22 protein-coding genes are annotated in these 24,429 nt (G+C 69.4%); 15 read left to right on the top strand and 7 right to left on the bottom strand.

What is annotated here, in order from left to right; translation table 11 throughout:
• The 6 genes from VIR15_RS06245 to VIR15_RS06220 form a co-directional block, all read left to right on the top strand.
• Positions 1–1,531: phosphatidylglycerol lysyltransferase domain-containing protein (locus tag VIR15_RS06245; protein ID WP_331926614.1), on the top strand; the 1,531-nt coding region annotated here is incomplete at its 5' end.
• Positions 1,532–1,818: 287 nt separating this feature from the next.
• Entirely contained in the window at positions 1,819–2,886 is a 1,068-nt protein-coding gene (locus VIR15_RS06240; protein ID WP_331926613.1) for a DUF7847 domain-containing protein, read from the top strand.
• A gap of 10 nt (positions 2,887–2,896) precedes the next feature.
• Entirely contained in the window at positions 2,897–3,553 is a 657-nt protein-coding gene (locus tag VIR15_RS06235) for a DUF4129 domain-containing protein (RefSeq protein ID WP_331926612.1), read from the top strand.
• Positions 3,550–4,770 carry a DUF4350 domain-containing protein gene (locus VIR15_RS06230; protein ID WP_331926611.1) on the top strand — a complete coding sequence of 407 codons (1,221 nt, stop codon included), beginning with the start codon at positions 3,550–3,552 and terminating at the stop codon, positions 4,768–4,770. Before VIR15_RS06235 ends, VIR15_RS06230 begins: the two co-directional genes overlap by 4 nt.
• Positions 4,767–5,798: an AAA family ATPase gene (locus tag VIR15_RS06225; RefSeq protein WP_331926610.1), complete on the top strand. Its 1,032-nt coding sequence runs from the start codon at positions 4,767–4,769 to the stop codon at positions 5,796–5,798. Before VIR15_RS06230 ends, VIR15_RS06225 begins: the two co-directional genes overlap by 4 nt.
• Before the next feature lie 25 nt (positions 5,799–5,823).
• Positions 5,824–7,119 (top strand): DUF58 domain-containing protein, encoded by a 1,296-nt coding sequence (locus tag VIR15_RS06220; RefSeq protein ID WP_331926609.1) that lies wholly within the window; start codon positions 5,824–5,826, stop codon positions 7,117–7,119.
• A gap of 14 nt (positions 7,120–7,133) precedes the next feature.
• On the opposite strand, the gene VIR15_RS06215 is transcribed toward VIR15_RS06220, so the two are convergent.
• A complete protein-coding gene (locus tag VIR15_RS06215; protein ID WP_331926608.1) occupies positions 7,134–8,129 on the bottom strand; it encodes a stage II sporulation protein M in 996 nt (331 codons plus the stop codon).
• A gap of 57 nt (positions 8,130–8,186) precedes the next feature.
• Here VIR15_RS06215 and VIR15_RS06210 point away from each other — a divergent pair, with 57 nt between their 5' ends.
• Together VIR15_RS06210 and VIR15_RS06205 are read left to right on the top strand one after the other, a co-directional pair.
• Complete coding sequence (locus tag VIR15_RS06210; RefSeq protein ID WP_331926607.1) at positions 8,187–9,032, top strand: RDD family protein; 846 nt, start codon at positions 8,187–8,189, stop codon at positions 9,030–9,032.
• A 201-nt stretch (positions 9,033–9,233) separates the two neighbouring features.
• Positions 9,234–10,676 (top strand): BamB-related PQQ repeat family beta-propellar protein, encoded by a 1,443-nt coding sequence (locus VIR15_RS06205; RefSeq protein ID WP_331926606.1) that lies wholly within the window; start codon positions 9,234–9,236, stop codon positions 10,674–10,676.
• Positions 10,677–10,733: 57 nt separating this feature from the next.
• Here the strand turns inward: VIR15_RS06205 and VIR15_RS06200 are convergent, their stop codons facing one another.
• From VIR15_RS06200 to VIR15_RS06185, 4 genes are all read right to left on the bottom strand, one after another.
• Positions 10,734–12,227: a DEAD/DEAH box helicase gene (locus VIR15_RS06200; protein ID WP_331926605.1), complete on the bottom strand. Its 1,494-nt coding sequence runs from the start codon at positions 12,225–12,227 to the stop codon at positions 10,734–10,736.
• A gap of 216 nt (positions 12,228–12,443) precedes the next feature.
• On the bottom strand, positions 12,444–13,268 hold the full coding sequence (locus VIR15_RS06195) for an amino acid ABC transporter ATP-binding protein (protein WP_331926604.1): 825 nt from the start codon (positions 13,266–13,268) through the stop codon (positions 12,444–12,446).
• 3 nt (positions 13,269–13,271) lie between these two features.
• Positions 13,272–14,102 carry an amino acid ABC transporter permease gene (locus VIR15_RS06190; RefSeq protein WP_331926603.1) on the bottom strand — a complete coding sequence of 277 codons (831 nt, stop codon included), beginning with the start codon at positions 14,100–14,102 and terminating at the stop codon, positions 13,272–13,274.
• 87 nt (positions 14,103–14,189) lie between these two features.
• Positions 14,190–15,020, bottom strand: coding sequence for an ABC transporter substrate-binding protein (locus VIR15_RS06185; protein WP_331926602.1), 831 nt, complete (start codon positions 15,018–15,020; stop codon positions 14,190–14,192).
• Positions 15,021–15,273: 253 nt separating this feature from the next.
• On the opposite strand from VIR15_RS06185, the gene VIR15_RS06180 reads away from it, so the two are divergent.
• The 5 genes from VIR15_RS06180 (at position 15,274) to VIR15_RS06160 (ending at position 19,942) form a co-directional block, all read left to right on the top strand.
• Complete coding sequence (locus VIR15_RS06180) at positions 15,274–16,185, top strand: ABC transporter substrate-binding protein (RefSeq protein WP_331926601.1); 912 nt, start codon at positions 15,274–15,276, stop codon at positions 16,183–16,185.
• Between the two features lie 2 nt (positions 16,186–16,187).
• The gene (locus VIR15_RS06175; protein WP_331926615.1) at positions 16,188–17,156 is read left to right on the top strand and encodes an amino acid ABC transporter permease; all 969 of its coding nucleotides are present in this window, start codon (positions 16,188–16,190) and stop codon (positions 17,154–17,156) included.
• A complete protein-coding gene (locus tag VIR15_RS06170; protein WP_331926600.1) occupies positions 17,156–18,001 on the top strand; it encodes an amino acid ABC transporter ATP-binding protein in 846 nt (281 codons plus the stop codon). Before VIR15_RS06175 ends, VIR15_RS06170 begins: the two co-directional genes overlap by 1 nt.
• Before the next feature lie 27 nt (positions 18,002–18,028).
• Entirely contained in the window at positions 18,029–19,342 is a 1,314-nt protein-coding gene (paaK, locus tag VIR15_RS06165) for a phenylacetate--CoA ligase PaaK (RefSeq protein ID WP_331926599.1), read from the top strand.
• Between the two features lie 120 nt (positions 19,343–19,462).
• Positions 19,463–19,942 carry a hypothetical protein gene (locus VIR15_RS06160; protein ID WP_331926598.1) on the top strand — a complete coding sequence of 160 codons (480 nt, stop codon included), beginning with the start codon at positions 19,463–19,465 and terminating at the stop codon, positions 19,940–19,942.
• Between the two features lie 49 nt (positions 19,943–19,991).
• Here VIR15_RS06160 and VIR15_RS06155 read toward each other — a convergent pair whose 3' ends face one another.
• Together VIR15_RS06155 and VIR15_RS06150 are read right to left on the bottom strand one after the other, a co-directional pair.
• Positions 19,992–21,017, bottom strand: coding sequence for a quinone-dependent dihydroorotate dehydrogenase (locus tag VIR15_RS06155; protein ID WP_331926597.1), 1,026 nt, complete (start codon positions 21,015–21,017; stop codon positions 19,992–19,994).
• Positions 21,018–21,131: 114 nt separating this feature from the next.
• Positions 21,132–21,530, bottom strand: coding sequence for a GntR family transcriptional regulator (locus VIR15_RS06150; RefSeq protein WP_331926596.1), 399 nt, complete (start codon positions 21,528–21,530; stop codon positions 21,132–21,134).
• Between the two features lie 183 nt (positions 21,531–21,713).
• On the opposite strand from VIR15_RS06150, the gene VIR15_RS06145 reads away from it, so the two are divergent.
• On the top strand, positions 21,714–23,228 hold the full coding sequence (locus tag VIR15_RS06145) for a cytochrome ubiquinol oxidase subunit I (protein ID WP_331926595.1): 1,515 nt from the start codon (positions 21,714–21,716) through the stop codon (positions 23,226–23,228).
• Between the two features lie 14 nt (positions 23,229–23,242).
• Positions 23,243–24,307, top strand: a complete 1,065-nt coding sequence (gene cydB / locus VIR15_RS06140; RefSeq protein WP_331926594.1) for a cytochrome d ubiquinol oxidase subunit II — start codon at positions 23,243–23,245, stop codon at positions 24,305–24,307.
• The last annotated feature ends 122 nt before the right edge of the window (positions 24,308–24,429 follow it).

Here is a 24,429-nt window from a genome sequence, read left to right as displayed (position 1 = left end):
CCGGGCCTGGCTCGCCGCGACGGGGTTGTCGCTCGTCGCGGCGGTCCTCCACCTGGCCAAGGGCCTTGACGTCGAGGAAGGGCTGTTCGCCGCTGTCGTCCTCCTACTCCTCGTGGCCGGGCGAGAGCATTTCGACGCCCGACCCGCACCGCGCTCGGTCCGTGCCGTCCTCGGCACGCTGGTCGCCTCGGTGGCCCTCGCCGCGACTCTGGGCTGGGTCCTCCTCACCGTGATGGACAAGCACCAGGCGCCGGCCACCACCGCTGCCGACCGCGCGGCCGAGGCGCTGTTCGGGCTCGTCGGTCTCCAAGGTCCGGTGGTCTTCACGACCAACCACGCGGCGCAGGTCGCAACGGTCATCCTCCTCGTGCTCGGCCTGGCCGCACTGGGTCCGGTCATCGCCGTGGTCCTCCGTCCGGCCGGTGGTCCGACCGCACTCTCGCCGGACGACGAGGAGCGACTCCGGCGGCTGCTCGCCGAGCACGGCGATGTCGACTCGCTTGGCTACTTCGCCTTGCGGCGTGACCGGAGCGTCATCTTCTCCCCGTCGGGGAAGGCTGCGGTGGGCTACCGCGTCGTGGGCGGCGTCAGCCTGGCTGGCGGTGACCCAGTCGGCGACCCAGAGGCCTGGCCGGGGGCCATCGAGGCCTGGCTGGACGAGGCCCGACGGTTCGGGTGGATCCCCGCTGTCCTGGGGGCCGGCGAGCGGGCCGCTCGGACCTACCACCGTGCGGGCCTCGACGTGCTCGAGATCGGCGACGAGGCCGTCATCGACACCGCCGCCTTCACCCTCAAGGGTCGGGGCATGCGGCCGGTGCGTCAGGCCGTCAACCGCGTCGCCCGGGTGGGTTACCGAATCTGGTGCGACCGGCTGTCGGATCTCACCCCCGAGGAGCTCGGCGCGGTGCGTCAGGCGGCGAAGGCGTGGCGCGTGGGCGACACGGAGCGGGGCTTCTCGATGGCCCTTGGCCGGCTCGGCGACCCCACCGACGGCGACTGCCTCGTCGTGCGAGCGACGGACGCAGCGGGCGAGCTGCGCGGTGTGCTGCACTTCGTGCCGTGGGGCGTCGACGGGCTTTCGCTCGACCTGATGCGTCGGGCTCCTGACAGCGAGAACGGCACGGTCGAGGCCATGGTGTCAGGTCTCGCCGCAGCCGCCGAACGCCTCGGGGTCCGCAGGATCTCGCTCAACTTCGCGGTGTTCCGCTCGGCGCTGGAGCGCGGCGAACAGCTCGGGGCAGGGCCGCTCGCGAAGGCGTGGAGGGCCGTCCTCATGCTGGCCTCGCGGTGGTGGCAGATCGAGGCCCTCTACCGGGCCAACGTCAAGTACGAGCCGACGTGGGCACCTCGCTACCTGTGCCTGCCCCGACCGGCCGACCTCGTGGCCGTCGTCATCGCCGTCCTCCGGGCCGAGGCCTTCCTCGTCCTTCCCGGTCTTCCCCGGCCCAGCGCAGGGACCGCACCCGCGACCCGGCCGACCGCCCGAGGTGGGGTCGCAGCGGACGAGCCCAGCGGCATACGTTCCCCATGATTCCGACAACCCGGCTACCTCTATGTCGGCCAGTTCGCCGACGTCAACTTCGAGACCGGCGACCTGAACGCACCCGGCTCGATCGTGCGGCTGAAGCGGTAGCCAGCTCAGCGGCATACCCCCTGAACGGAGGACGCGGACGCGAAGGAAACGTCCGTGCCCTCCGTGACGCTCTCTGAGGCGCCCGCGAACGTCGGTGGACTCGCTGGACTGGGTGGACTCGGTGACGGTGCACGGCGGCGCGGTGCCCGGGGTAGATTTCGGGCACCGGAGGGAGGACAGGACAGATGAGCGACCAGCAGGGGTGGACTGCCCCCGGACCAGTGCCGCCGGACGGCAACGGTCCGCAGGACCGGCCCTGGACGGGCTACGGGCCTGGCTATCGCCCGCCTCCTCCGCCGCCCCCGCCACCGAGGCTCGAGTACCGCCCGGGCATCATCCCGCTGCGGCCCCTCACGCTCGGCGAGATCTGGAGCGGCGTCTTCGCCGCGGTCCGCGGCAACCCCGGCGCCACACTCGGCCTGGCGCTCGTCACGACGGCAGCCGTGCTCGTCCCGGCCACCGCGCTGGCCCTCTGGCTCGCCGGCCAGGACCTGAGGCTGGGCGTGATCTTCGAGACCGATCCGGATCTCGCCTCCGATCCGTTCCTCAACGCGACCGTGGCTTCCTATCTCCCGGCCCTGGCGATGTTCATCGCATCGATCCTCCTGCCGGTATTCATTGCGCTGGTCATCGGACATGCCGTCCAGGGACAGAAAGTCACCCTCGCGCAGACGTGGCAGCAGTCCCGCGGACGCATCCTGACTGCTGTCGCGACGACGTTCCTCGTCATCGCCATGTTCGTCGCCCTCGTCGTGGCTCTCATCATCGTCCTCGTTGGGCTGTGGGCCACGGACTCCACCGGATTGGCGGCGGGCGGGACCGTCGTCGCGATCGTCGCGGCCGTGACAGGCGGCATCTACCTGTGGGTGAAGGTCGGCTTCGCGGTGACCATCGTCGTGCTCGAGGGCGCTGGCGCCCGACGGTCGATCGCTCGCTCCTGGCGGCTGACCAGGGGGAGACCGTTCTGGCGCATCTTCGGGATCCGGCTGCTCACCTCGATCGTGGCCACGATCGCCGGCTCGATCGTCGGCACCCCGATCGGCCTCATCGCGCTCTTCGCGGCCGGATCTCCGGAGTCGACGTTCATCTGGTTGCTGCCGCTCAGCCAGGCCGTGTCAGCCCTCGTGCAGGGCGTCCTGGTCACGCCGTTCGTGTCCGGAGTGGACTCGCTCCTCTATGTCGACCAGCGCATCCGCCGCGAGGGGCTCGACGTCATGCTGATGCAGCAGCTCCACCCGTCCCCGGGCCCGTGACGTGGTGTCCGTGGTGACCGTGCACGGCTGGCTGGCAACGGTGCCCGTCGATCCGTCTGCCGAGGAGGCGCGCGAGTGGATGCGGCATGAGCTCGCCAAGGCGGAGTACGCCGACGACCGAAGCCTGCTGCAGCGAGTCATCGACTGGGTCTCCGAGCTCATCGCGGACCTGCTGACCCGCGGCACGGGCGGGCTGCCGGGGTGGGTGCTGCCCGTGGCGCTCGCCGTCGCCGCTGTCATCGTCGCCCTGCTCCTGCTCGTCAAGATCCGACGCGAGCCGGGGGCCGGCGGAGCTGGGCGGCGCGGGGCGGTGCTCGACGGGCTGCAGGTCGACGCCGACGCCTACCGCGCCCGGGCTCGGGCCGCCTATGAGTCGGGCGACGTGGACGCCGCCACGATGGACTGGTTCCGGGCGATCGCCGCTGGCGCGGCGGAGCGCGTCATCATCGACGACAACCCGGGCCGCACCGCCCACGAGGTGAGCGTGGCCCTTGCGGGGATCTTCGCGGAGGAGGCCGAAGCGCTCGCGCGGGCGGCCGACCACTTTGACGCGATCCGCTACGGCGACGCCCGGGTCGACGCCACCGTGGCGCAGTTCGTCGGCGCTCTCGACGGCCGGCTGGCTGCCGCCCGACCGTTCCTCGAGCAGACCCGGGTGAGATCGTGACCACGACCCACCTGCCCGCCATGCCCGCTCCCGAGACCCGCACTCGACGTCGCCGGTTGCGTGTGACAGCAGTCCTCGTCATCGCGGCTGTGATTGCCCTCGCCCTGCTCGCCTTCCTGTCCGGCGGCGCCGACGGGGCGGGGAAGGTGGCCGATCCCGACAGCTCCCGGCGGTTCGGGTCTCGGGCCCTGGCCCAAGTGCTGAGGCAGCAGGGCGTGGACGTGCAGGTCGTGCGGTCCATCACCGCTCTGGAGTCGGCCCGCGTGGATGCGAGCACGAGCGTGCTCGTGGGGTCTTTCGAGTACCTCGGGGAGGCCGCGGCCCAGCGCACGACCCAGCATGCTTTGGCCGCCAGCCGGCTCGTCCTGCTCGAGCCCAGCGACCTGGCCCTGGAGGACCTCGGCATCCCCCTCTCCTCCACCGCGCGCGCCTCGGTCCGGTTGAGCGCCCAGTGCACGACGGAGGTTGCGGAGCCCGGCGACCGGATCGACGCGGCGGTGACGTTCTATCGGTCGACGAGCTCGATCGACGGCCGCGGACCGGCCATGCCAGACGGGGCGACCGGCTGCTTCATGGACGAGGAGGGCTCGTCCGCCGTCGTCGTCCTGCCGGCAGGGAGCTCTCGACCCGAGACCGTCGTCCTGGGGTCGATCGAGTCGGTCACCAACGCCAAGGTGAGCGAGGCGTCCCACGCCGCTGTGGGCCTCCGGACGCTCGGCGCCACGAACCGCCTCGTGTGGTACCTGCCCGACGTCACGGACCTCGCCGTCCCGGACGCGAGCGGCAAGTACGCGCCGACGGACCGGGCAGTACCGGAGTGGTTCGTCCCCGGCGTGGTCCTGCTCGCCCTGGCCTTCGTGGTCCTCGCGGTGGCCAGGGGCCGTCGGCTCGGGCGGATCGTCGCCGAGCCCCTACCCGTCGTGGTGCGCGCCGTCGAGACGACCGAGGCCCGGGGCCGTCTCTACCGTCGAGCCTCCGACCGCGGCCGGGCGGCTGGCAGTCTGCGGGGAGGAACCCACAGCCGCTTGGCGGCTCGGCTCGGCCTTCCACACCATGCGAGCGCGGACGCGGTCGTCGGGGCCGTGGCCCGGGCGACTGACCGGGATGCCACCGAAGTCCGAGCCGTGCTCTACGGTGCGGATCCCGTGAACGACAGCGATCTGGTGCTGCTCGCCGAGCAGCTGGCCCAACTCGAGGAGAACGTGCGAGGCGAATGAGCGACAACACCATCACCACCGGACCGTCCGGAGCCGACCGAGCAGACGGAGCTGATCGTGCAGCCGGCCCAGCCGGAGCAGACGGAGCCCTGGCGGCCCTGCTCGCGGTGCGCACCGAGGTGGGCAAGGCCGTCGTCGGGCAGGACGCCGCGGTCACCGGCGCCATCGTCGCGCTCCTGACCCGGGGGCACATCCTCCTCGAGGGTGTCCCCGGCGTCGCGAAGACCCTCCTGGTCCGCACCCTCGCGGCGGCTCTCGACATCACGACGAAGCGCGTCCAGTTCACCCCCGACCTGATGCCCGGAGACGTGACCGGATCCCTCGTGCTCGACCCGCGGACCACGGACTTCACCTTCCGCGAGGGACCGGTCTTCACCAACCTGCTCCTCGCGGACGAGATCAACCGCACCCCGCCGAAGACCCAGGCAGCGCTGCTCGAGGCCATGGAGGAGCGACAGGTCAGCGTCGAGGGCCTGCCGAGGCCACTCCCCCGCCCCTTCCTCGTGGCAGCCACCCAGAACCCGGTCGAGTACGAGGGCACCTACCCGCTGCCCGAGGCCCAGCTCGACCGGTTCCTGCTCAAGGTGACCATGCCGCTGCCCTCTCGCGAGGACGAGGTGGAGGTCGTGCAGCGCCACGCCGCAGGCTTCGACCCGCGCGACCTTGCGGCTGCCGGCGTCTCGGCGGTCGCTGGGGCGGCCGACCTCGCGGCCGGGGCGGCAGCGGTGCAGCACGTCGTCGTCTCCACTGAGATCGCCGGCTACATCGTGGACATCGCCCGGGCCACCCGCAGCTCGCCGTCATTGGCACTCGGTGTCAGTCCGCGGGGCGCGACGGCCCTGCTCGCGACGAGCCGGGCGTGGGCGTGGCTCAACGGTCGGACCTTCGTGACGCCCGACGACGTCAAGGCGATGGCTCACGCCACGCTCGCCCACCGGCTCACCCTCCGTCCGGAGGCGGAGCTCGAGGGCGTGAGCGTGGCGGCGGTTCTCGACAGCGCACTCGGCTCCGTCGCGGTGCCCCGGTGACCGGACGGCCCGGTGGAGTCGTGGCGTGGTCCTGACCAGCCGCGCCGCGTTGGCCGTGCTCCTGGGCGCGGTAGCCCTGGCGTGGCGCCCAACGGTCGGCACGGTCCTGCTCTGGACGCTCGCGGTCGCGCTCGCCGTCGCCGTCGACCTGTCACTGGCCCCCTCGCCACGCGGACTGCTCCTCGAGCGGTCCGGAGCCTCCGTGGTGCGTCTCGGCGAGTCGGTCACCACCGACCTCGTCGTCACGAATCCCGGGCGGCGAGCCGTCCGCGGACTGGTGCGCGATGCGTGGCAGCCGTCAGCCGGTGCGGAGCATGAGCGGCACGACCTGCGCCTCGGATCCGGCGAACGGACCCGGCTCTCCACCCGCCTGCGGCCGACCCGACGCGGGGACCGGCACGCCGACCTCGTCACGGTCCGCCTGAACGGACCGCTTGGCCTCGCTGCCCGGCAGCGCTCGTTCAGCGTGCCCGGCACGGTCCGTGTCCTGCACCCGTTCCACTCACGCCGCCACCTGCCGAGCAAGCTCTCCCGGCTGCGCCAGATCGATGGGCGTTCCGCAGTCCGGCGTCGGGGCCAGGGCACGGAGTTCGACTCGCTGCGCGACTACGTCGAGGGCGATGACGTCAGGTCGATCGACTGGCGCGCGACAGCTCGCCGCGGATCCGTCGTGGTGCGCACCTGGCAGCCGGAGCAGCACCGACGCATCGTCATCGTCATCGACACCTCGCGGACGAGCGCCGGTCGGGTCGGGGACGTGCCCCGCCTCGATGCCGCGATGGACGCGACGCTGCTCCTGACGGCTCTCGCGGGTCACGCGCACGACCGGGTCGACGTCATCGCCGGCGACCAGCGGGTCCGAGCCCGTGTCGTCGGGTCATCCGACCGGACCAACCCGCTGGCCGAGGTCGTCTCCGCGCTGGCGCCCATCGACCCGGCCATCGTCGAAGCCGACTGGTCCGCCCTCGCCGCCGCGGTCGTGAGCCGCCACCACCAGCGGTCCCTCGTCGTGTTGCTCACCCCGCTCGAGCCCGCGGCCATCGAGGAGGGGCTGCTCCCCGTCATACCGACGCTCGTCGCCCGGCACCGGGTCGTGCTTGCCAGCGTGGCGGACCCGGCCGTCGGGGCAATGCTCGCCACGCGAGACACGGCGTCAGACGTCTACGGCGCGGCTGCCGCCGAACGCACCGTCGCGATGCGGCAACGCGTCGCCGCTGCCCTCGAACGGATGGGTGTGGACGTCATCGATGCCGACGCGGACGAGCTGCCGGCCCGCCTCGCCGACCACTACCTCTGGCTCAAGAGCGAGGGCCTGCTCTGACCCGTCCCCGCGCCTCAGCCCACGACGGGGGCCGAGTCGCCCACGGCAGCCCGCGAGATGTCCCCGGTGACCCCGCTCAGGTAGGCCCGGCGTCCGACGACGAACACATATGCGAAGAATGCGGCCTCCGCCAGGACCCCGATCGCGATCCGGGCCCACGTGGGGAGCGCTGAGGGCGTCACGAAGCCCTCGATCAGGCCACTGACGAGCAGCACCGCGGCGAGCCCCAGGGCGATCCCGACCACGGTGCGGCCCGCCTCGGCGAAGGCCACCGCGCGGGGTCGCGGCCCCGGCTCGATCCAGGACCAGAAGAGCCACAGTCCGGCACCGCCCGCGACGAAGACAGCCGTCAGCTCGAGGAGCCCGTGCGGCAGGATCATCCCGAAGAAGAGGGATGCCCGGTCATGGCTGGCCATGAGCGCACCGATGATGCCGACGTTGACGATGTTCTGGAACAGGACCCACAGCACCGGCAGTCCGAGCACCCCGAAGACGATGCACTGCGCCGCGACCCACGCGTTGTTGACCCAGACCATCGTCGCGAACTCGTGGTGCGGGAACTCCCGGTAGTAGTTCTCGAAGTTGGTGCCCACATACGCCTCGATCTCCTCACGTGTCATCTGCGACGTGTAGAGGGCCGGGTGCTCGATGGTCCACCAGGCGACGAGGATGGCGACGACGACGTTGACGGCCAGGGTCCAGAGCCACCACCGTCGCAGCCGGTAGAGCGCGGCGGGAAACGTCAGCAGGAAGAACGCTCCGATGTCCGCCCACGTCGAGGTGTTCTGCCCGGCCAGCGTGACGCGGGCCCGGCTGAGGATCGTCGACAGGTGGCGGATGAGACTGGGGTCCGCCTCGCCGGTGCGGATGAGCGACAGGTGGGTCGACACCTGCTGGTAGAGGTCGAGCAGCTCGTCCGCCTCGTCGCCCGACAGACGGCGCCGTCGGCTGAGCTCGTCAAGCCGACTCCACTTGGCGGAGTGCGCGGCGACGAGCGCGTCGAGGTTCACGCCGTCACGATATAGGCCGTATGCCGCTGGGCTCGCGCCCTGCGTACGCTGCCTCCCATGACGGCTGGCTACCCTGCGGCACCGGGCTCGCGCAGCTATGCCCCCGAGGAGACCGTGACCGGTGAGGGGGTCGCCCTGGAGCTGCCCGTGGCAAGCCTCGGGATGCGGGCCCTGTCGGGGATGATCGACGTCATCTTCCACATCGGCCTGCTCATCGGTGTGTTCACCGTGGCCGGCGCCCTCACCGACGAGTCTTCCGATGCGGTCTCGCGCACGGGCATCGTCGTGTCCTTCGTAGGGGTTCTCGTCGGGGTGCCGACGGTGTCCGAGACCCTGGGCCGGGGCAAGACGCTCGGCAAGCTCATCACCGGTCTGCGTGTCGTGCGTGACGACGGTGGGCCGATCTCCTTTCGCCACGCCCTGACGCGCGCCCTCGTCGGGTGGGTCGAGGTCTACCTGCTCACCGGAATCCCCGCGGCCATCTCCGCCCTCGTCACCGCCCGCACCAAGCGCCTCGGCGACCTCGCCGCCGGGGACTATGTCATCGCGGAGCGAAGCCGCATCCAGCTGCCCCCGCCGCCCTCGGCCCCGCCAGAGCTCGCCGGCTGGGTCCGCAGCGCAGACATCGCGCCGCTCGAGGTGGACGTCGCGGTGGCGGTCCGGCAGTTCCTCCCTCGCGCGAACCTCCTCGACCCGCAGGCGAGGTACGAGCTCGGCCAGCACCTGCTCGGCCGGGTCCTGCCGCTCGTCGCGCCGCCGCCACCTCCAGGCCACCACCCGGAGTCCATCCTGCGCGCCGTCATGGCGGAGCGGTATCGACGAGACCTGGCGCGGCTGGGCCGCGACCAGGCTCTTCGCGACGCGGTACTGCACGGCGGCACGGCCGTCAGAACGCCGCCGTAACCTCACGGACATGGCGTGGTCGGACAGGTACCCGGTTGAAGGGCTGGTCGCTCATGCGCCCGAATGGGCGGACCAGTATGCCGAGCTGGCAGCAGCGCTCGGCCGGGAGCTCGGCCAGAGTGGGAGTTGCAGCATGTGGGCTCTACGGGGTGGTACGGGTTCTGCATGACACACATGAACCTCACGGCCTAGCGTCGAATCATGGTCCGTCCCGGACTTGTCGCCCTCGTCTGCGGGGCAGCTCTCTGCGCACCGATGCTGACGGCCTGTTCCAGCACCAACCCGACGACGTCTTCCTCTCCGTCAGCTTCCGGGACCGGAACCACTTCGAGCGCCGCACCGCACCCCACCGGGACGAGGGCCCAGGCGTCGGGGTCGGCAGCACCGGCGATCTGGACCACCTACCATGCTGACGGGGCGAGAACCGGCGAACTGCGAACCGGCCCGAACCCCAGCCCGGCCAAGCGCGCCTGGTCGGCGGACCTGGGCGCGGCCGTGCGCGGGCAACCGCTCGTCTTCGACGGCCTGGTCATCGCGGCAACCGAACGCGACCGCGTCGTGGCGCTCGATCCCGCAGACGGTCGGGTGGTGTGGTCGACCGTCATCGGCGAACCACTCACGGACGTCCAGGCCGTCGCCGGCTGCGGGGACATCGACCCACTGGGCATCACCGGCACGCCTGTCATCGACACGGACTCCGGCACCGTCTACGTCGTGGGTGAAACTCGAGTCCGCGGCGGGGTCCGTCATGTCTTGGTGGGCCTCGCCGTGGCCGACGGCCACGTGCGGCTGCGGCGCGACGCCGACCCGCCGTTCCCGGCCGGGGAGAGCTCGGTGAACCTCTTGCAGCGACCCGGACTCGCGCTGTCGTCTGGCCGGATCTACGTAGCTTTCGGGGGCAACAACGGGGACTGCGGCCACTACCACGGGTGGGTCGTCGGAGTGGACGTCAACGCGTCCTCCCCGAACCTGTCCTTCGAGGTCGCCTCGGCCGGTGAGGGCGGCGCGATCTGGGAGGGCGGCGGTGCCCCGGCGCTCGCGCCGAACGGCGACGTCTACGTCAGTACCGGCAACTCCAACCCGTTCCCGGACGGCGCAGACCCGGGAGCCTACGCCGAGAGCGTCGTGCGGCTCGATCCGTCGCTGCATCCCTTGGCATCCTTCAAAGACAGCGCTGCCGGAGGCGACGACGAGGTCGCGACGGGCAACCCGGTCCTGCTCGGCTCCACGGTCTTCGCCGTCGGCAAGACCGACATCGGCTACCTTCTGCGCGCCGATGACCTGACCCAGCTTGCCGCGATCCCTGGTGTCTGCGGCAGTGACCCGGCCGGCGGCCCCGCCTACGATCCGGTCACGCATCGGCTCTTCGTGGCCTGCCGTGATGGTGGCATCCAGGTGATCGATGTGGCGAAGCATGCGCTGGGGCCGCTCCTGGAGGGGGCGGACAGCGCACCCATCGTCATCGGGTCCCACCTGTGGGCGCTCGACCACACGCGTGGTCGCCTCGTCGAATACGACACCGCGACCGGCACGCTGCGGCAGGACGTCGCCGTCGGTGCCACAGTGCCCATCTTCGCCTCCCCGAGCGCGGGTCCCGGGGTCCTGCTGGTGCCGACTGCGAGCGGGGTGACCGCCTTCCATTAGCGGCTCTAGCGAGCGTGCGGTCTCAGATGAGACGGCTCCGTGGTGCCGAAACCAGGCTCAGCGGGTGCCGCGCCGGCTTCCTGCGCGAGTGCCGGCCGAGAAGGCGGCGGCACCACCCGAGGAGCTCGTCGAGTAGACGGTCGCCGATCCGGGCCGGGTGGCCTTGCCACGGCCACGGCCTTGACCGCTGCCTTGACCACGGGCCTGACCATTCCCTTGCCCTCGGCCCTGACCATTCCCTTGACCCCGGCCCTGACCACTGGCTCGGCCACCGCCGTTACCCCGCCCGCGACTTCCGCGTGATCCGGCACCAGCCGCACCAGCCTCGGAAGCCCGCCGACCACCCGAGGGTGGGGCCTCGCGAACGAGCCCAGCGGCATACGACCTGTCGCCGGGAGCGAGCTCCACGAGAAGGGGGTGTCCGACGGAAACTCGCGTGGTCGTCGGCTTGATGCCGGCCTTGCGCGTGAGGTCACGGACGTCGCGCACCTGCTCGTCGAGCATCATCGTGACGACGGTGCCCTCGGCGCCGGCGCGGGCGGTTCGGCCGGACCGGTGGAGGTAGGCCTTGTGCTCGACCGGCGGGTCGGCGTGGATGACGAGGGCGACGTCGTCGACGTGGATGCCGCGGGCGGCGATGTCGGTCGCGACGAGCGTCTGGGCGCGGCCGCTGTGGAAGTCGTCCATGTTGCGCGTGCGCGCGCCCTGGCTGAGGTTGCCGTGCAGCTCGACCGCGGGAACCCCGGCGGCGTTGAGCTGGCGGGTGAACTTCTTGGCGCGGTGCTTTGTGCGAGCGAAGACGACCGTGCGACCGGGTGCGGCGGTGAGGTCCAGCAGGACGGGCAAGTGGGCATCGGCGTCCACGTGGAGCACGTGGTGGGACATCTTCGCGACCGGCGACTGGACCGAGTCCGCTTCGTGCGTCATGGGATTCGTGAGGAATCGCTTGACGAGGACATTGATCGCGCCGTCGAGCGTCGCCGAGAACAGCAGCCGCTGGCCCTGACGCGGCGTGCGGTCCATGATGCGGCGGACGCCGGGCAGGAAGCCGAGGTCGGCCATGTGGTCCGCCTCGTCGATGATGGTGATCTCGATGGCGTCGAGGGAGACATGGCCCTGACCCATGAGGTCCTCGAGCCGGCCCGGGCAGGCGACGATGACGTCGACGCCGCGGCGCAGGCCCTGGACCTGCGGGTTCTGGCCGACGCCTCCGAAGATCGTCTGGCTCGTCAGGCCCGCGACCTTGGCGAGCGGGATGAGGGCGGTGTCGATCTGCGTGGCGAGCTCGCGCGTCGGGGCCAGGATCAGGGCGCGGGGGCGGCCTGGGCGACGGCGGTTGGGCGCCGCCATGAGCCGGGCGACGAGGGGCAGCAGGAACGCGTAGGTCTTGCCGGACCCGGTGCGGCCGCGTCCGAGGACGTCACGACCGGCCAACGAGTCGGGCAGGGTCGCGGCCTGGATGGGGGTGGGGGTGGTGATCCCGCGGTCCTCGAGGACGGCGGTGAGGGACGTGGGCACGCCGAGGGCGGCGAAGGTCGTGTCGGTTGACACAGGTGGGTACTCCAGAGGGTCGAATGGGTCGTTCTGCCCGGCGCGACGGCCACTCGACGGTGGGCGGCAGGTCGCGGCGCAAGAGCGAATCGACTGGGGCGGGAGCGATGGATCCCGCCAAGAAGAAGCGGCCCGAGGCAGAACTGGGCGGGCCGTTGACGTCAACCCTAGCGGACCGGGGTGCGGTCCCTCGCATCGGGGGTCGCCAGGCACAGGTCACACAACGTCGACGACACCCTCCTCGCTGACCTCATCCGGCTCGATGACCATCGGGTTCAGGACGCGGTGCAGGAAGGACTTCGTCCGGACGTGCTGCGGGTCCCCGATCACGTCGACCGCCCGGCCCTCCTCCACGATGACGCCGCCGTCCATGAAGACGACCCGGTCGGCGACCTCACGGGCGAATGCCATCTCGTGCGTCACGATCATCATGGTCATGCCCTCTGCCGCGAGCGCCTTCATGACCGCGAGCACCTCTCCGACGAGCTCCGGGTCAAGCGCTGAGGTCGGCTCATCGAAGAGCATGAGCTCGGGATCCATCGAGAGGGACCGGGCGATGGCGACGCGCTGCTGCTGGCCGCCGGAGAGCTGGGCCGGGAAGGCGTCCTCCTTGTGCAGCATGCCGACCCGCTCCAGATTGCGCAGGGCGACCTGCTTGGCCTCGGACCTGGAGCGCCTCAGCACCTTGGTCTGGGCCACCGTGAGGTTCTGCAGAACCGTGAGGTGCGGGAACAGGTTGAACGACTGGAAGACCATGCCGATCCGGCGGCGCACCCGGTCGATATCCACGTCAAGGTCGGTGATCTCGTCGTCGCCGACGAAGACCGTGCCGGACGTCGGTTGCTCGAGCAGGTTCACGCAACGGAGCAGTGTTGACTTGCCAGAGCCCGAGGGGCCGATGACGCACACGACCTCCCCATGGTCGACGTCGAGGCTGATGTCCGTGAGCACCTCGTTGTCGCCGAAGGACTTCTTGAGGTTACGGATCGAGATCGCGTGAGTTGGCGCGCCGGGTCCCGCGTCGGTGGTTTCGGTCGTCATGGCTCATCGGGCCTTCGCATAGCGGTGCTCGAGACGGCGCACGAGCAGGGACAGCGGCAACGTGATGGCCAGGTAGCACACGGCGCCGACCATCAGCGGTGTCGGGTTGGTCGTCTTGTTCAGGAAGTCCTGGGAGAACTTGGTCAGCTCGTACTGGCTCGTCGCCAACCCGAGCACGTAGACGAGGGACGAGTCCTTGACGAGCAGGATCAACTCGTTCGTCAAGGGCGGAATGACGATCCGGAACGCCTGTGGGATGACGATCGTGGCCATCGTGCGGGAATGGCTCATCCCGAGCGTACGGGCGGCCTCCACCTGGCCCTTCGGGACGGCCTGGATGCCGGCCCGGAACGTCTCGGCCATGTAGGCGGCAGCGGTGACACCGAGGCCGACCATCACCATGCCGAGCTGGCCGCCGGGAAAGCTGAAGCCGGGGAACGCGTTCGGGATGCCGAAGGCGACCATGAACAGGACAACGAGGGCGGGGACGCCACGGAAGAACTCCACGTAGGCCGTCGCCACCCACCGGTACGGCCCGATCGAGCTGAGCTTCATCATGGCCAGGAGCAGGCCGAGCAGGAAGGCGAAGACGAAGGCGAGCGCGGTGTAGATCAGCGTGTTGACCACGCCGATGGTGATGACCCGCGGGAGCATCCGCAGCACGATGTCCCACCGGCCGAAGGCATCGCCGAACTGCTGCCAGTTCACGTTCACCGCGAGAGCGACGACGATGGCCAGCCCGACGGCGTACTGGATGCCTCGGCCCAGTCGCGCCTTCTGTCGCCGCGTCAGACCGGACCGCCGCGGCCGCGCCTCTGAGACGTGCGTGCCCATGGTTCCTCTTCCCTCAGGGTGGACGGGTCGGAGAAAGGCTGGCGCAGACCGATCGTCCACGCCAGCCCCCTGCGCGAGTGCGGCCGATCAGCTCGCCGGAACGTCGCCGATCCACTTCTTGTAGATCGTGTCGTACGTCCCGTCGGACTTCGCGGTCGTGATCACGTCATCGACGACCTTCTTCAGGGCGGTGTTGCCGAGCTTCATGCCGAAGCCGTACTGCTCGCCGGTGTCGAACTGCGTGGCGATCTGCGCCTTGCCGGAGTTCTGCTTGACTGCCTCGCTCCACACCGGCAGGTCGTTGATCGCAGCGTCCACCTGCCCGGTGAGCAGCGCCTGCGTCTCGGCGGCCAGGTCCTGGAACTCGATGATCTCGCAGCCGCACTCGGACTTGTGCTCGTTGGCGTAGTCGAGGCCGGTGGTCGAGGACTGGGCGCCGAGCTTCTTGCCGTTGAGGTCGGCGAGCGACTTCACCGTCGACCCGGTCGGGACGAGCAGCGCCTGGGTGGCGTCGAAGTAGGGCTCCGAGAAGAGGATGGCCTTCTGCCGCTCCTCCGTGATGGTCATCCCGGCCGCGGAGATGTCGCACTTGCCCGTGGCGGTGTCCTGACCGGACTTGATGCCCTCGAAGGGCGTGTCGACGATCTCCTGCGTCGCCCCGAGCTTCTTGGCGACCAGGTCCATCATGTCGACGTCGAAGCCGACCGTCTTGCCCGAGTCGTCGTTCGACTGGAAGGGCGCGTACGGGAGGTGGGTGCACACCGTCAACTTGCCGTCGTTGACGAGGGAGACACCGGCCGCGGCCGCGCCCCCACCCGGCGCGGTGCCGCCGGTGTCGCTGCCGGGGGTGTCCGAGCTGCCGCACGCGGTCAGCGCGAGGGCGCTCAGGGCAGCGATCGCGATGATGGGACGCTTCATGTGTCCAGACTTCACAGAGGACTCCTAACTTCTGGCCACAGGGCTGCGGCCGATATCGGGGCATCCTTGCACCGGAATTGAGTCTTTAGATCCGTCGTGGCCATTTCGTGGTCGAATCGAGCGAATCGTGTCATACCGGCAATCAACGACAACGGTTCGGTAGCGCTGATGGGCACCGTCGCCAGGAAGTGGCAGTATCGGCTTCCTCAACAGGCACTCAGGACGAAGCCGTCCGAACGTGGAAGGACCCACAATGCGTCGTTTGCCCCTCTTCGCCGTGACTGGCTTGGTCGCCGTCGGGCTGACCCTCTCGGCCTGCGGATCTGACAGCCTCACGCCGACCACGCCAGCGCAGCCGTCCGCGCCCGGCACGGGTGGTACGTCCGCTGGCGGCGGCGTGGACGCGGCACTGGCGGCCAAGGTGCCCGCGGACATCAAGGCGGCCGGCAAGATCGTCATCGGCACCGACCCGTCGTATGCACCCAACGAGATGCTCGCGGCGGACGGCAAGACCGTGGAGGGTTTCGACGTCGACATCTTCAACGCCGTCGCCGCGAAGCTCGGCCTCGAGACCGAGTGGCACCCCGCCGGCTTCGGCACGATCATCCTCGGCGTCACCGGCGACAAGTACGACATCGGCGTCTCCAGCTTCACCATCAACGACGAGCGCAAGAAGCAGGTCAACATGGTCAGCTACTACAGCGCCGGAACGCAGTGGGTCGTCGCCAAGGGCAACCCCGAGAAGGTCAACATGGACGACGTCTGTGGCAAGAGCGTCGGCGCCCAGAAGGACACCGTCCAGGCCGAGGACCTGGCGGCCCGCAGCAAGAAGTGCACGGACGCCGGCAAGCCCGCTGTCACCATGGTCATCCAGGAGAAGCAGGACCAGGTCACCGCCGACGTCGTGAGCGGCAAGACGGTCGCGATGCTGGCCGACTCGCCAGTCGGCCTGTACGCCGTGAAGCAGACGGGCCAGCTCGAGGCCCTCGGCGACATCTACGACTCGGCGCCTTACGGCTACGTCCTGCCGAAGGACCAGACCGACTTCGCCAACCTCCTCGTCGAGGCGCTGAAGGCGACCAAGGCTGACGGCTCCTACGATGCCGCCCTCAAGAAGTACGCCGTCGAGGCCGGCGGGATCGACAACTTCGCCGTCAACCCGTGACGATGCCCACCACGGCCACTACCGAGACGGCTGACCGGCCGGGCATCATCCATGCCCGGCCGGTGCCCCACCCCGGTCGGTGGGTGGCGCTGGTGGTCATCATCGTCCTTTTGGCGATGATGATCAGCTCGTTCGTGACGAACGAGCGATGGAACTTTCCCAAGGCGTTCGAGATCATGCAGCAGACTCCGGTGCTGGAAGGCCTGTGGAAGGGCACCATCATCGGCACGATCGGCGCGATGGCCATCGGCGTCGTCGGCGGAGTCATCATCGGCGTCCTGCGCCTGTCGTCGAACCCCATCCTGCGCGGCGTCTCGTTCGTCTACACGTGGTTCTTCCGCGGCATCCCGCGCCTCGTGCTCCTCGCCATGATCGGCAGCGGCGTCGGCTTCCTCTACAACCGAGTTGACTTCGGGCTCCCCTTCGGGCAGCAGTTCGGCGAGTGGCTGGGGCTTTCGCAGGACTTCACGTTCTTCACGCTCAACGTCAACCAGTTCTCGAGCACCCTGATCGCCGGCATCATCGGCCTCGGCCTCTCGGAAGCGGCCTACATGGCGGAGATCGCCCGAGCCGGAATCCTGTCCGTCGACAAGGGTCAGGCCGAGGCTGCTCAGGCGCTCGGCATGAGCAGCGGGAAGACCATGCGGCGCATCGTCCTTCCGCAGGCCATGCGGGTCATCGTGCCGCCGACCGGTAACGAGACGATCGCGATGGTCAAGGACACCTCGCTGCTCTCGGCCATCCCGGTCATCACCGAGCTCTTCTACCAGACCAGCGCCATCGGCAACCGAACGCTGCTCATCATGCCCGCCTTCGTCGCCGTCACCGCGTGGTACCTCATCGTCGGGTCGGTTCTCATGGTCGGGCAGTACTTCCTCGAGAAGCGTTTCAGTCGCGGGTTCGGCGAGTCGAAGAAAAAGAAGCCGAAGGACTCGCGCTTCGCGCGTCCGGCCGGCGCGGGAGGTGCCTGATGACGACCACACCGGTCCAGTCGGACCAGCCACTGGTCCACGCGGTGAACGTGCTGAAGTCCTTCCACGGCACCGAGGTGCTCAAGGGGATTGATCTCGACGTGCACCGGGGCGAGGTCGTCGTCCTTCTCGGTCCGTCCGGTTCGGGCAAGACGACGTTCCTGCGCTGCATCAACCAGCTCGAGACCATCGACGGCGGACGCATCTGGGTCGACGGAGACCTCATCGGCTACCGCGAGGACGAGACCGGCGCGCTGCACCACCTCAACGACAAAGACGTGGCGGCCCAGCGGCGGGGCATCGGGATGGTGTTCCAGCGGTTCAACCTCTTCCCCCACCTGACCGCCCTCGAGAACGTCATGGAGGCGCCGGTCCAGGTCAACGGCACCAACAAGGCGGAGGCCCGCGCCCGCGGCCTTGAACTGCTCGAGAGGGTGGGGCTCGCCGACAAGCCCAAGGCGTACCCCGGTGCGCTCTCGGGCGGGCAGCAGCAGCGCGTCGCCATCGCCCGCGCTCTTGCGATGGACCCCAAGCTGATGCTCTTCGACGAGCCGACGTCAGCCCTCGACCCGGAGCTCGTCGGGGACGTGCTCAACGTCATGCGTGACCTCGCCCGGGCCGGCATGACGATGATCGTCGTCACGCACGAGATGGGGTTTGCCCGTGAGGTGGCCGACCGAGTCGTCTTCATGGACGGCGGCGTCGTCGTCGAGGAGGGCCCGCCGAGCCAGTGCATCGACCACCCGCAGCAGGAGCGGACCCGCACCTTCCTGCGCCGGATGCGCCAGGAGCAGGAGCAATACCAAGCCGACCAGGCCGACCAGGCCGAACCAGCCGAGGCCTGACCACCAAGTGCGCGGTTGAATGGCCCCATGACAACGGAGTCACCGGCACCCGCCCTCCCGGACCACGAGATCCCGACCCTGTCGCTCGACGAACTGCGCCACCTCCAGACCGAGCGGCTGCGCGCAACGATCTCAGCGGCATACGGCAAAGTCCCGCACTACAAGGAGGCGTTCGACGCAAAGGGCGTGACCCCCGACGACATCCAATCCCTCGAGGACATCTCCAAACTGCCGTTCCTGACCAAGACGGACCTCCGCGACAACTACCCCTTCGGGATGTTCGCCGTGCCGCGCACCGAGGTGGTGCGGATCCACGCCAGCTCGGGCACGACGGGGCGGGCGACGGTGGTGGGCTACACGAGGCAGGACGTCGACACGTGGGCCGACCTCATGGCACGCTCCATCCGCTTCGCTGGCGGAGGGCCCGGCGACATCATCCATGTCGCCTACGGCTACGGCCTGTTCACCGGCGGCCTCGGGGCGCACTACGGGGCTGAGCGGCTCGGAGCCACCGTCGTCCCAGTCAGCGGTGGCATGACAGAGCGGCAGGTCCAGCTGATCCGCGACTTCGGCGCGACCGTCATCATGGTGACGCCGAGCTACTTCCTGTCCCTCATCGACCAGATGGAGGCCGTGGGGATCGACCCGCGTTCAACGAGCCTGCGCGTCGGGATCTTCGGCGCGGAGCCGTGGACCGAGTCGATGCGCCGGGAGATCGAGGAACGCACGGGCATGGACGCCGTCGACATCTACGGCCTGTCCGAGGTCATGGGCCCCGGCGTCGCGCAGGAGGCGGCCACGACGAAGGATGGCCTGCACCTCTGGGAGGACCACTTCTACCCCGAGATCATCGACCCGGTGACCGAGGAGGTGCTCCCGGACGGAGAGCTCGGCGAGCTCGTCCTCACTTGCCTGACCAAACAGGCATTGCCGATCATCCGCTACCGCACCCGTGACCTGACCCGATTGCTCCCCGGCACCGCGGTACCCTCGATGCGCCGGATGGAGAAGATCACCGGCCGCTCTGACGACATGATGATCGTCCGCGGGGTCAACGTCTTCCCCACGCAGATCGAGGAGTTCGTGCTGGCCGACCCCCGGCTGTCGCCGTACTTCCAGTGCGTGCTGACGCAGCCGGGCCGGATGGTCGAGCTGACCGTGCTCGTCGAGCCGCACCAGGGCCTGCCCCAGGGCGAGGCGGACGCGCTCGCGCGCCGCCTCCAGCACGAGATCAAGACGAACATCGGCACGACCTGCCGCGTCGAGGTGCGGGAGCCCGGCTCGATCGAGCGGTCCGTCGGCAAGGCCCGCCGGATCGTCGACGAGCGCCCCAAGCGATAGGGGGTATGCCGCTGAGCTCGTCCCCTGCCCACGCGCGGTCCCGCGCCTCCCGCCCGCTGCCCTGCCGACCTGAGTGCCAAGGCTCAGGCATCGGGCATCGTGGGGGCGAAGACTGCCCTCGTGGCTGACTCGCAAGGTGATCGAGCACAACGGCGGCCCGTGTGGCCGGTGACGCTTCTCGTCGTCGCCTGCGCCTACCTGCTCTCCGCGGTGAACGTCTACGGCGCAGTGATCAGTGTCGCCCCCTTCTTCGGGGAACGCCCGTCGCGGGACGATTACATCCAGGGCGGGATGGCAGCGCTGACCGCCGTCGTGCCATGCATTCTCCTCGCGCTGGCAGGCTGGGTTGCGGGGTCACGTTGGGGGCTGGCTCTCGTCTTCCTGCCGGTAGGCGCGCTCGTGCTCCTCGGGACGTCGATGGTTGCCCACGACGGTGACCCAGCAGATCCGAAGCCGACCCGGGCGGTGCACGTCGCTGACCTGTTCGATGACCTCACCCACCTCAACTGGATCGTTGCCGGCGGCCTCGCGATGATCATTGTCGGCATGGTGTGGACCCGGCGAGACAGCCGTCCATTGCCCGATGAGCGGCATCGCTGAACGAGTCGTTCTCGGAGCGCATCACCTCGACCTCTGAGCAAAGGCCGCGTCAGCGGACGAGGGCCCGGTTGATGGCGCGGACGAGCGGTGGGCCGCCATAGATGAAGCCGGTGTAGAGCTGGAGGAGCGACGCCCCGGCGTCGACCATCCGCTTGGCGTCGTCGACCGTCGAAATCCCCCCGACGCCGATGATGGGCAGTTCGGGTGACTCGCGGTGGATGAAGGCGACCACCTCACGCGCCCGCTCGGTGAGCGGCCGGCCGGACAGCCCACCTGCCTCCGCGGCGAGGGCTGCGTCGCGGAGCGAGATCCCCTCCCGGGAGATCGTCGTGTTCGTGGCGATGAGGCCGGCGACGGCGTGGTCGGCGCAGACCTGGAGCACCTCGGTGATCGCCTCGTCTGTGAGGTCGGGGGCAATCTTGACGAGCAGGGGGGTCCCGTCAGCCTCGGCCTGCAGGGCCGCGACGAGCTCGTCGAGCAGCCCCCGGTCCTGCAGCCCACGCAGCCCCGGCGTGTTGGGCGAGCTGACGTTGATGGCGACGTAGTCGGCAAACGGGCGGAGCGCCCGCATCGAATGAACGTAGTCGCCCACCGCATCCTCGACCGGCGTCACCTTCGACTTGCCGATGCTGATCCCGAGCGGCACCCCGATGGGTCCGAGGGCAGCCAGGCGTGCCGCCAGGGCGTCGGCTCCCTCGTTGTTGAAGCCCATCCGGTTGATGATGGCGCCGCTGTCCCTGAGCCGGAACAGCCGCGGCCGCGGGTTCCCGGGCTGCGCATGCCGCGTCACGGTCCCGACCTCGACGAACCCGAAACCGAGGGCCGGCCACGCCTTGAGCGCAACCCCGTCCTTGTCCATGCCGGCAGCGAGGCCGACGACGCTCGGGAACCGCACGCCGAAGACCGTCCTCGGGTCGTTCACGCCGTTCCAGCGACGGAGTGCAGCGACGGCCGGGGGCACCCGCGCCAGCCGGACGAGCGCCGCGATCGTCGTGTGGTGCGCGGTCTCGGCGTCCCCACCCCCGAGGCGGAACAGTCCCGGCCGGACGACGCGCTCGTAGATCACGGCGCCCATGCTCTCACCCCGTCGCGGGATGACGCGGCGGACGCCGGTCACCTGACACGCCCCGCTCTCATCGAGTGAACAACTTTCGGGGGGAGCGGCTTCGCCGCGATGACCGAAAGTTGTTCACTCGATCAGGGAGGCGCCGCCGGAACCGGTGGTGCGCAGCGCGGACCGGACCAGGTCGAGTGCCTTCGCCTCCTCCACGCCAGCCTCGCGCACGGCCAGCGCATACTTCATGGCCAGGGCCGCCACGGCGACATCGGCCGTGTGCTCGCCGGACGCCACGACCGTTCCGGCTCGGCGACGCGTCTCGACGAGCCCCGACGACTCGAGCTCCTTGTAGGCCCGCGCGACCGTGTTGACGGCCAGCCCGAGGTCCGTAGCCAGCGCCCGAACGGTCGGCAACCGGTCCCCCGGCAGCAGTCGGCCCGTGGTGATGAGGCCTTCGAGCTGGGCCCGAACCTGCTCGAAAGGCGGCTCGGCGGACCTCGGGTCGACCGTCAGCCGCAGCTCGATCGTCATGGGATCCTTCCTGACCGGGGAGCTTTGTCTCAAGACATCAAGGCATCGGGCCAAACGTTCGTCAAGGGCGGGAGGAGCCGAAGGTCACGTTCCTCAGTCGGGAACCCAGCGGCATACGGCATTACTACGAGGCGTAGTATCTACTACGACACGTAGTTCGCCCCATGCCCGCCGGGAGCCTTCATGGATGCCACTGATCTTGCGAGATGGCAGTTCGCCATCACGACCGTGTACCACTTCCTCTTCGTGCCGATCACCATCGGCCTGTCAGGCATCGTGGCCGTCTTCCACGTGCAGTGGGTGCGGACGCGCAAGCCGGAGTGGCTCCGACTGACCAAGTTCTTCGGCAAGCTCTTCACCATCAACTTCGCCCTGGGCCTCGTCACCGGAATCGTCCAGGAGTTCCAGTTCGGGATGAACTGGTCCGACTACTCCCGGTTTGTCGGTGACATCTTCGGCGCGCCACTCGCGGTCGAGGCGCTCCTCGCCTTCTTCCTCGAGTCGGTCTTCCTCGGTCTGTGGATCTTCGGCTGGGGACGCATCCCCGAGAAGCTGCACGCCGCGACGATGGGGATCGTCCACATCGGCACCGTGCTCTCGGCCTACTTCATCCTCTCGGCCAACTCGTTCATGCAGCACCCGGTCGGCTACACGTACAACCAGGCCACCGGCCGCGCCGAGCTGACGGACTTCTTTGCGGTCCTGACCAACAAGGTCCAGCTGATCACCTTCCCCCATGTCATCTTCGCCGCCTACATGGTCGGCGGAGCAGTCGTCATGGGCGTCGCCCTGCATCTCATGCGCCGCGAGGCCCTTCGCGCCAAGGACCTCGAGCCGGCCGCCGACGTGGCCGAAGGGGCCGAAGGGGCCGATGTACCCAAGGCGGACGACGTCCCGATGTACCGCAAGGCCGCGCGAATCGGCGCGGTCGTCACCCTCATCGCCGGACTCGGCGTCGCCATCACCGGTGACATCCAGGGCAAGATCATGACCGAGGTCCAGCCGATGAAGATGGCTGCGGCGGAAGCGCTCTACGGGTCGGTGCCTGCTGGTGAGGGTGCTCCCTTCTCGGTGCTCACCATCGGCTCGCTGGACGGCCAGCACGCCAATCCGCTCATCGAGATCCCTGGCCTGCTCAGCTTCCTCGCGACCGGAGACTTCAACGGAGCGGTCCAGGGCATCGTGGAGCTCAAGCAGCAGTACGCCGACACCTACGGCGCCACCGGCAACCCGCTCGTCGCCGACGTCGCGACGAACTACGTGCCCAACATTCCGACCACGTACTGGACCTTCCGTCTCATGATCGGGGTCGGCATGGCCGCGGCGGCGATCGCCGTCGCCGTCCTGTGGCTCACGCGCCAGGGGCGTGCCCCGACGCACCGCTGGCTCCTCTGGGCTGCGATCGCCGCGCCGCTCCTGCCGGTCCTCGGCAACTCGTTCGGCTGGATCTTCACCGAGGTCGGGCGCCAGCCGTGGATCGTCTTCGGACTCATGACCACCTCGGCGGGCGTCTCCCCCGGCGTCTCCATCGGCGAGGTCATCACCTCGATGGTCGTCTTCACGCTCCTCTACGGAGCGCTGGCCGTCGTCGAGATCAAGCTCTTCCTCCACTACGTCCGGCGCGGGGCCGACCCGTTCGAACAGCCGGAGGAACCGAGTGAGCGGGACGAGGACGCACCCCTCGTCTTCGCCTACTGAAAGGACTGGCCACCATGGATCTCGCAACCTTCTGGTTCATCGTCCTCGGCGTCCTCTGGACTGGCTACTTCGTCCTCGAGGGCTTCGACTTCGGCGTCGGCATCCTCCTGCCCGTCCTCGGCCGCAAGAAGGGAGTCGTCGGCGAGTCGGCCGAGACTGCCGAGAAACGCCGCCGGGTCATGCTCAACACCATCGGCCCTGTCTGGGACGGCAACGAGGTGTGGGTGCTGACGGCCGGTGGCGCGACCTTCGCGGCGTTCCCGCACTGGTACGCAACGATGTTCAGCGGTTTCTACCTACCCCTGCTGCTCATCCTCGTCGCTCTCATCGTCCGCAACCTCGGCTTCGAGTACCGCCACAAGCGGTCCGGTGCCGAGTGGAAGGCTCGCTGGGACCTCGCCATCTTCTGGGGCTCGCTCGTGCCGGCGTTCCTCTGGGGCGTCGCCCTGACCAACCTCGTGCGCGGCGTCCCGATCGACGCCGAGATGGAGTACACGGGGAACCTCTTCACCCTCCTCGGGCCGGTGCCCGTGCTCGGCGGGCTCACCTTCGTGGCCCTGTTCGTCACGCATGGCGCGATCTTCCTGGCCCTCAAGACTGACGGCCCCATCCGCTCGGACTCCCGGCGCATCGCAGAGCGGGTGGGGCTCGTCACAGCGGTCCTCGCGGTGGTCCTGCTGCTCCTCCTCGGCCTGAGCGACGGCAAGGCCGCCTCCTGGGCGACCACGGTCGTCGCTGCGGTCGCGCTCCTCGGCGCGCTCCAGGCCAACCGGATGGGACGCGAGGGCTGGGCCTTCCTCGGCACGGCGGTCACGATCGCTTTGTCCGTGGCGACCTACTTCATCATGCTCTTCCCCAACGTCATGCCGTCCTCGACCGACCCGGCGTACAACCTCACCATCGAGAACGCCTCGAGCTCGGAGTACACGCTCAAGGTGATGACGATCGTCGCGCTCATCTTCACTCCGCTCGTGCTGCTCTACCAGGGCTGGACGTACTGGATCTTCCGGAAGCGCTTGACCACCAAGCACATTCCCGATGACGTCCAGCCGGAGCAGCCGCTCGCGAGAGTCGGGTGATGCCTTGATGAAGCCGTTCGACCCGCGCCTCCTCCGCGCCGTGCCCTCGGCGCGGAGGCCGGTGGCCGCGCTCGCCGCCATGGGCGTCGCGGTCGGCGTCGCCACGATCGCCACAGCATTCG

Origin of the sequence: Intrasporangium sp., assembly GCF_036566125.1 — a bacterium.
Lineage (GTDB): Bacteria > Actinomycetota > Actinomycetes > Actinomycetales > Dermatophilaceae > Intrasporangium.
This window is presented reverse-complemented; position numbering and strand designations above follow the sequence as displayed.

Bases quoted from the DNA above. Each gene is read 5' to 3' on its own strand.
- VIR15_RS06240 (WP_331926613.1), top strand. From the start codon at position 1,819: ATGAGCGACCAGCAGGGGTGGACTGCCCCCGGACCAGTGCCGCCGGAC.
- VIR15_RS06225 (WP_331926610.1), top strand. From the start codon at position 4,767: ATGAGCGACAACACCATCACCACCGGACCGTCCGGAGCCGACCGAGCA.
- VIR15_RS06210 (WP_331926607.1), top strand. From the start codon at position 8,187: ATGACGGCTGGCTACCCTGCGGCACCGGGCTCGCGCAGCTATGCCCCC.
- VIR15_RS06205 (WP_331926606.1), top strand. From the start codon at position 9,234: ATGGTCCGTCCCGGACTTGTCGCCCTCGTCTGCGGGGCAGCTCTCTGC.
- VIR15_RS06195 (WP_331926604.1), bottom strand. From the start codon at position 13,268: ATGACGACCGAAACCACCGACGCGGGACCCGGCGCGCCAACTCACGCG.
- VIR15_RS06190 (WP_331926603.1), bottom strand. From the start codon at position 14,102: ATGGGCACGCACGTCTCAGAGGCGCGGCCGCGGCGGTCCGGTCTGACG.
- VIR15_RS06185 (WP_331926602.1), bottom strand. From the start codon at position 15,020: ATGAAGCGTCCCATCATCGCGATCGCTGCCCTGAGCGCCCTCGCGCTG.
- VIR15_RS06180 (WP_331926601.1), top strand. From the start codon at position 15,274: ATGCGTCGTTTGCCCCTCTTCGCCGTGACTGGCTTGGTCGCCGTCGGG.
- VIR15_RS06175 (WP_331926615.1), top strand. From the start codon at position 16,188: ATGCCCACCACGGCCACTACCGAGACGGCTGACCGGCCGGGCATCATC.
- VIR15_RS06170 (WP_331926600.1), top strand. From the start codon at position 17,156: ATGACGACCACACCGGTCCAGTCGGACCAGCCACTGGTCCACGCGGTG.
- paaK (WP_331926599.1), top strand. From the start codon at position 18,029: ATGACAACGGAGTCACCGGCACCCGCCCTCCCGGACCACGAGATCCCG.
- VIR15_RS06155 (WP_331926597.1), bottom strand. From the start codon at position 21,017: ATGGGCGCCGTGATCTACGAGCGCGTCGTCCGGCCGGGACTGTTCCGC.
- VIR15_RS06150 (WP_331926596.1), bottom strand. From the start codon at position 21,530: ATGACGATCGAGCTGCGGCTGACGGTCGACCCGAGGTCCGCCGAGCCG.
- VIR15_RS06145 (WP_331926595.1), top strand. From the start codon at position 21,714: ATGGATGCCACTGATCTTGCGAGATGGCAGTTCGCCATCACGACCGTG.
- cydB (WP_331926594.1), top strand. From the start codon at position 23,243: ATGGATCTCGCAACCTTCTGGTTCATCGTCCTCGGCGTCCTCTGGACT.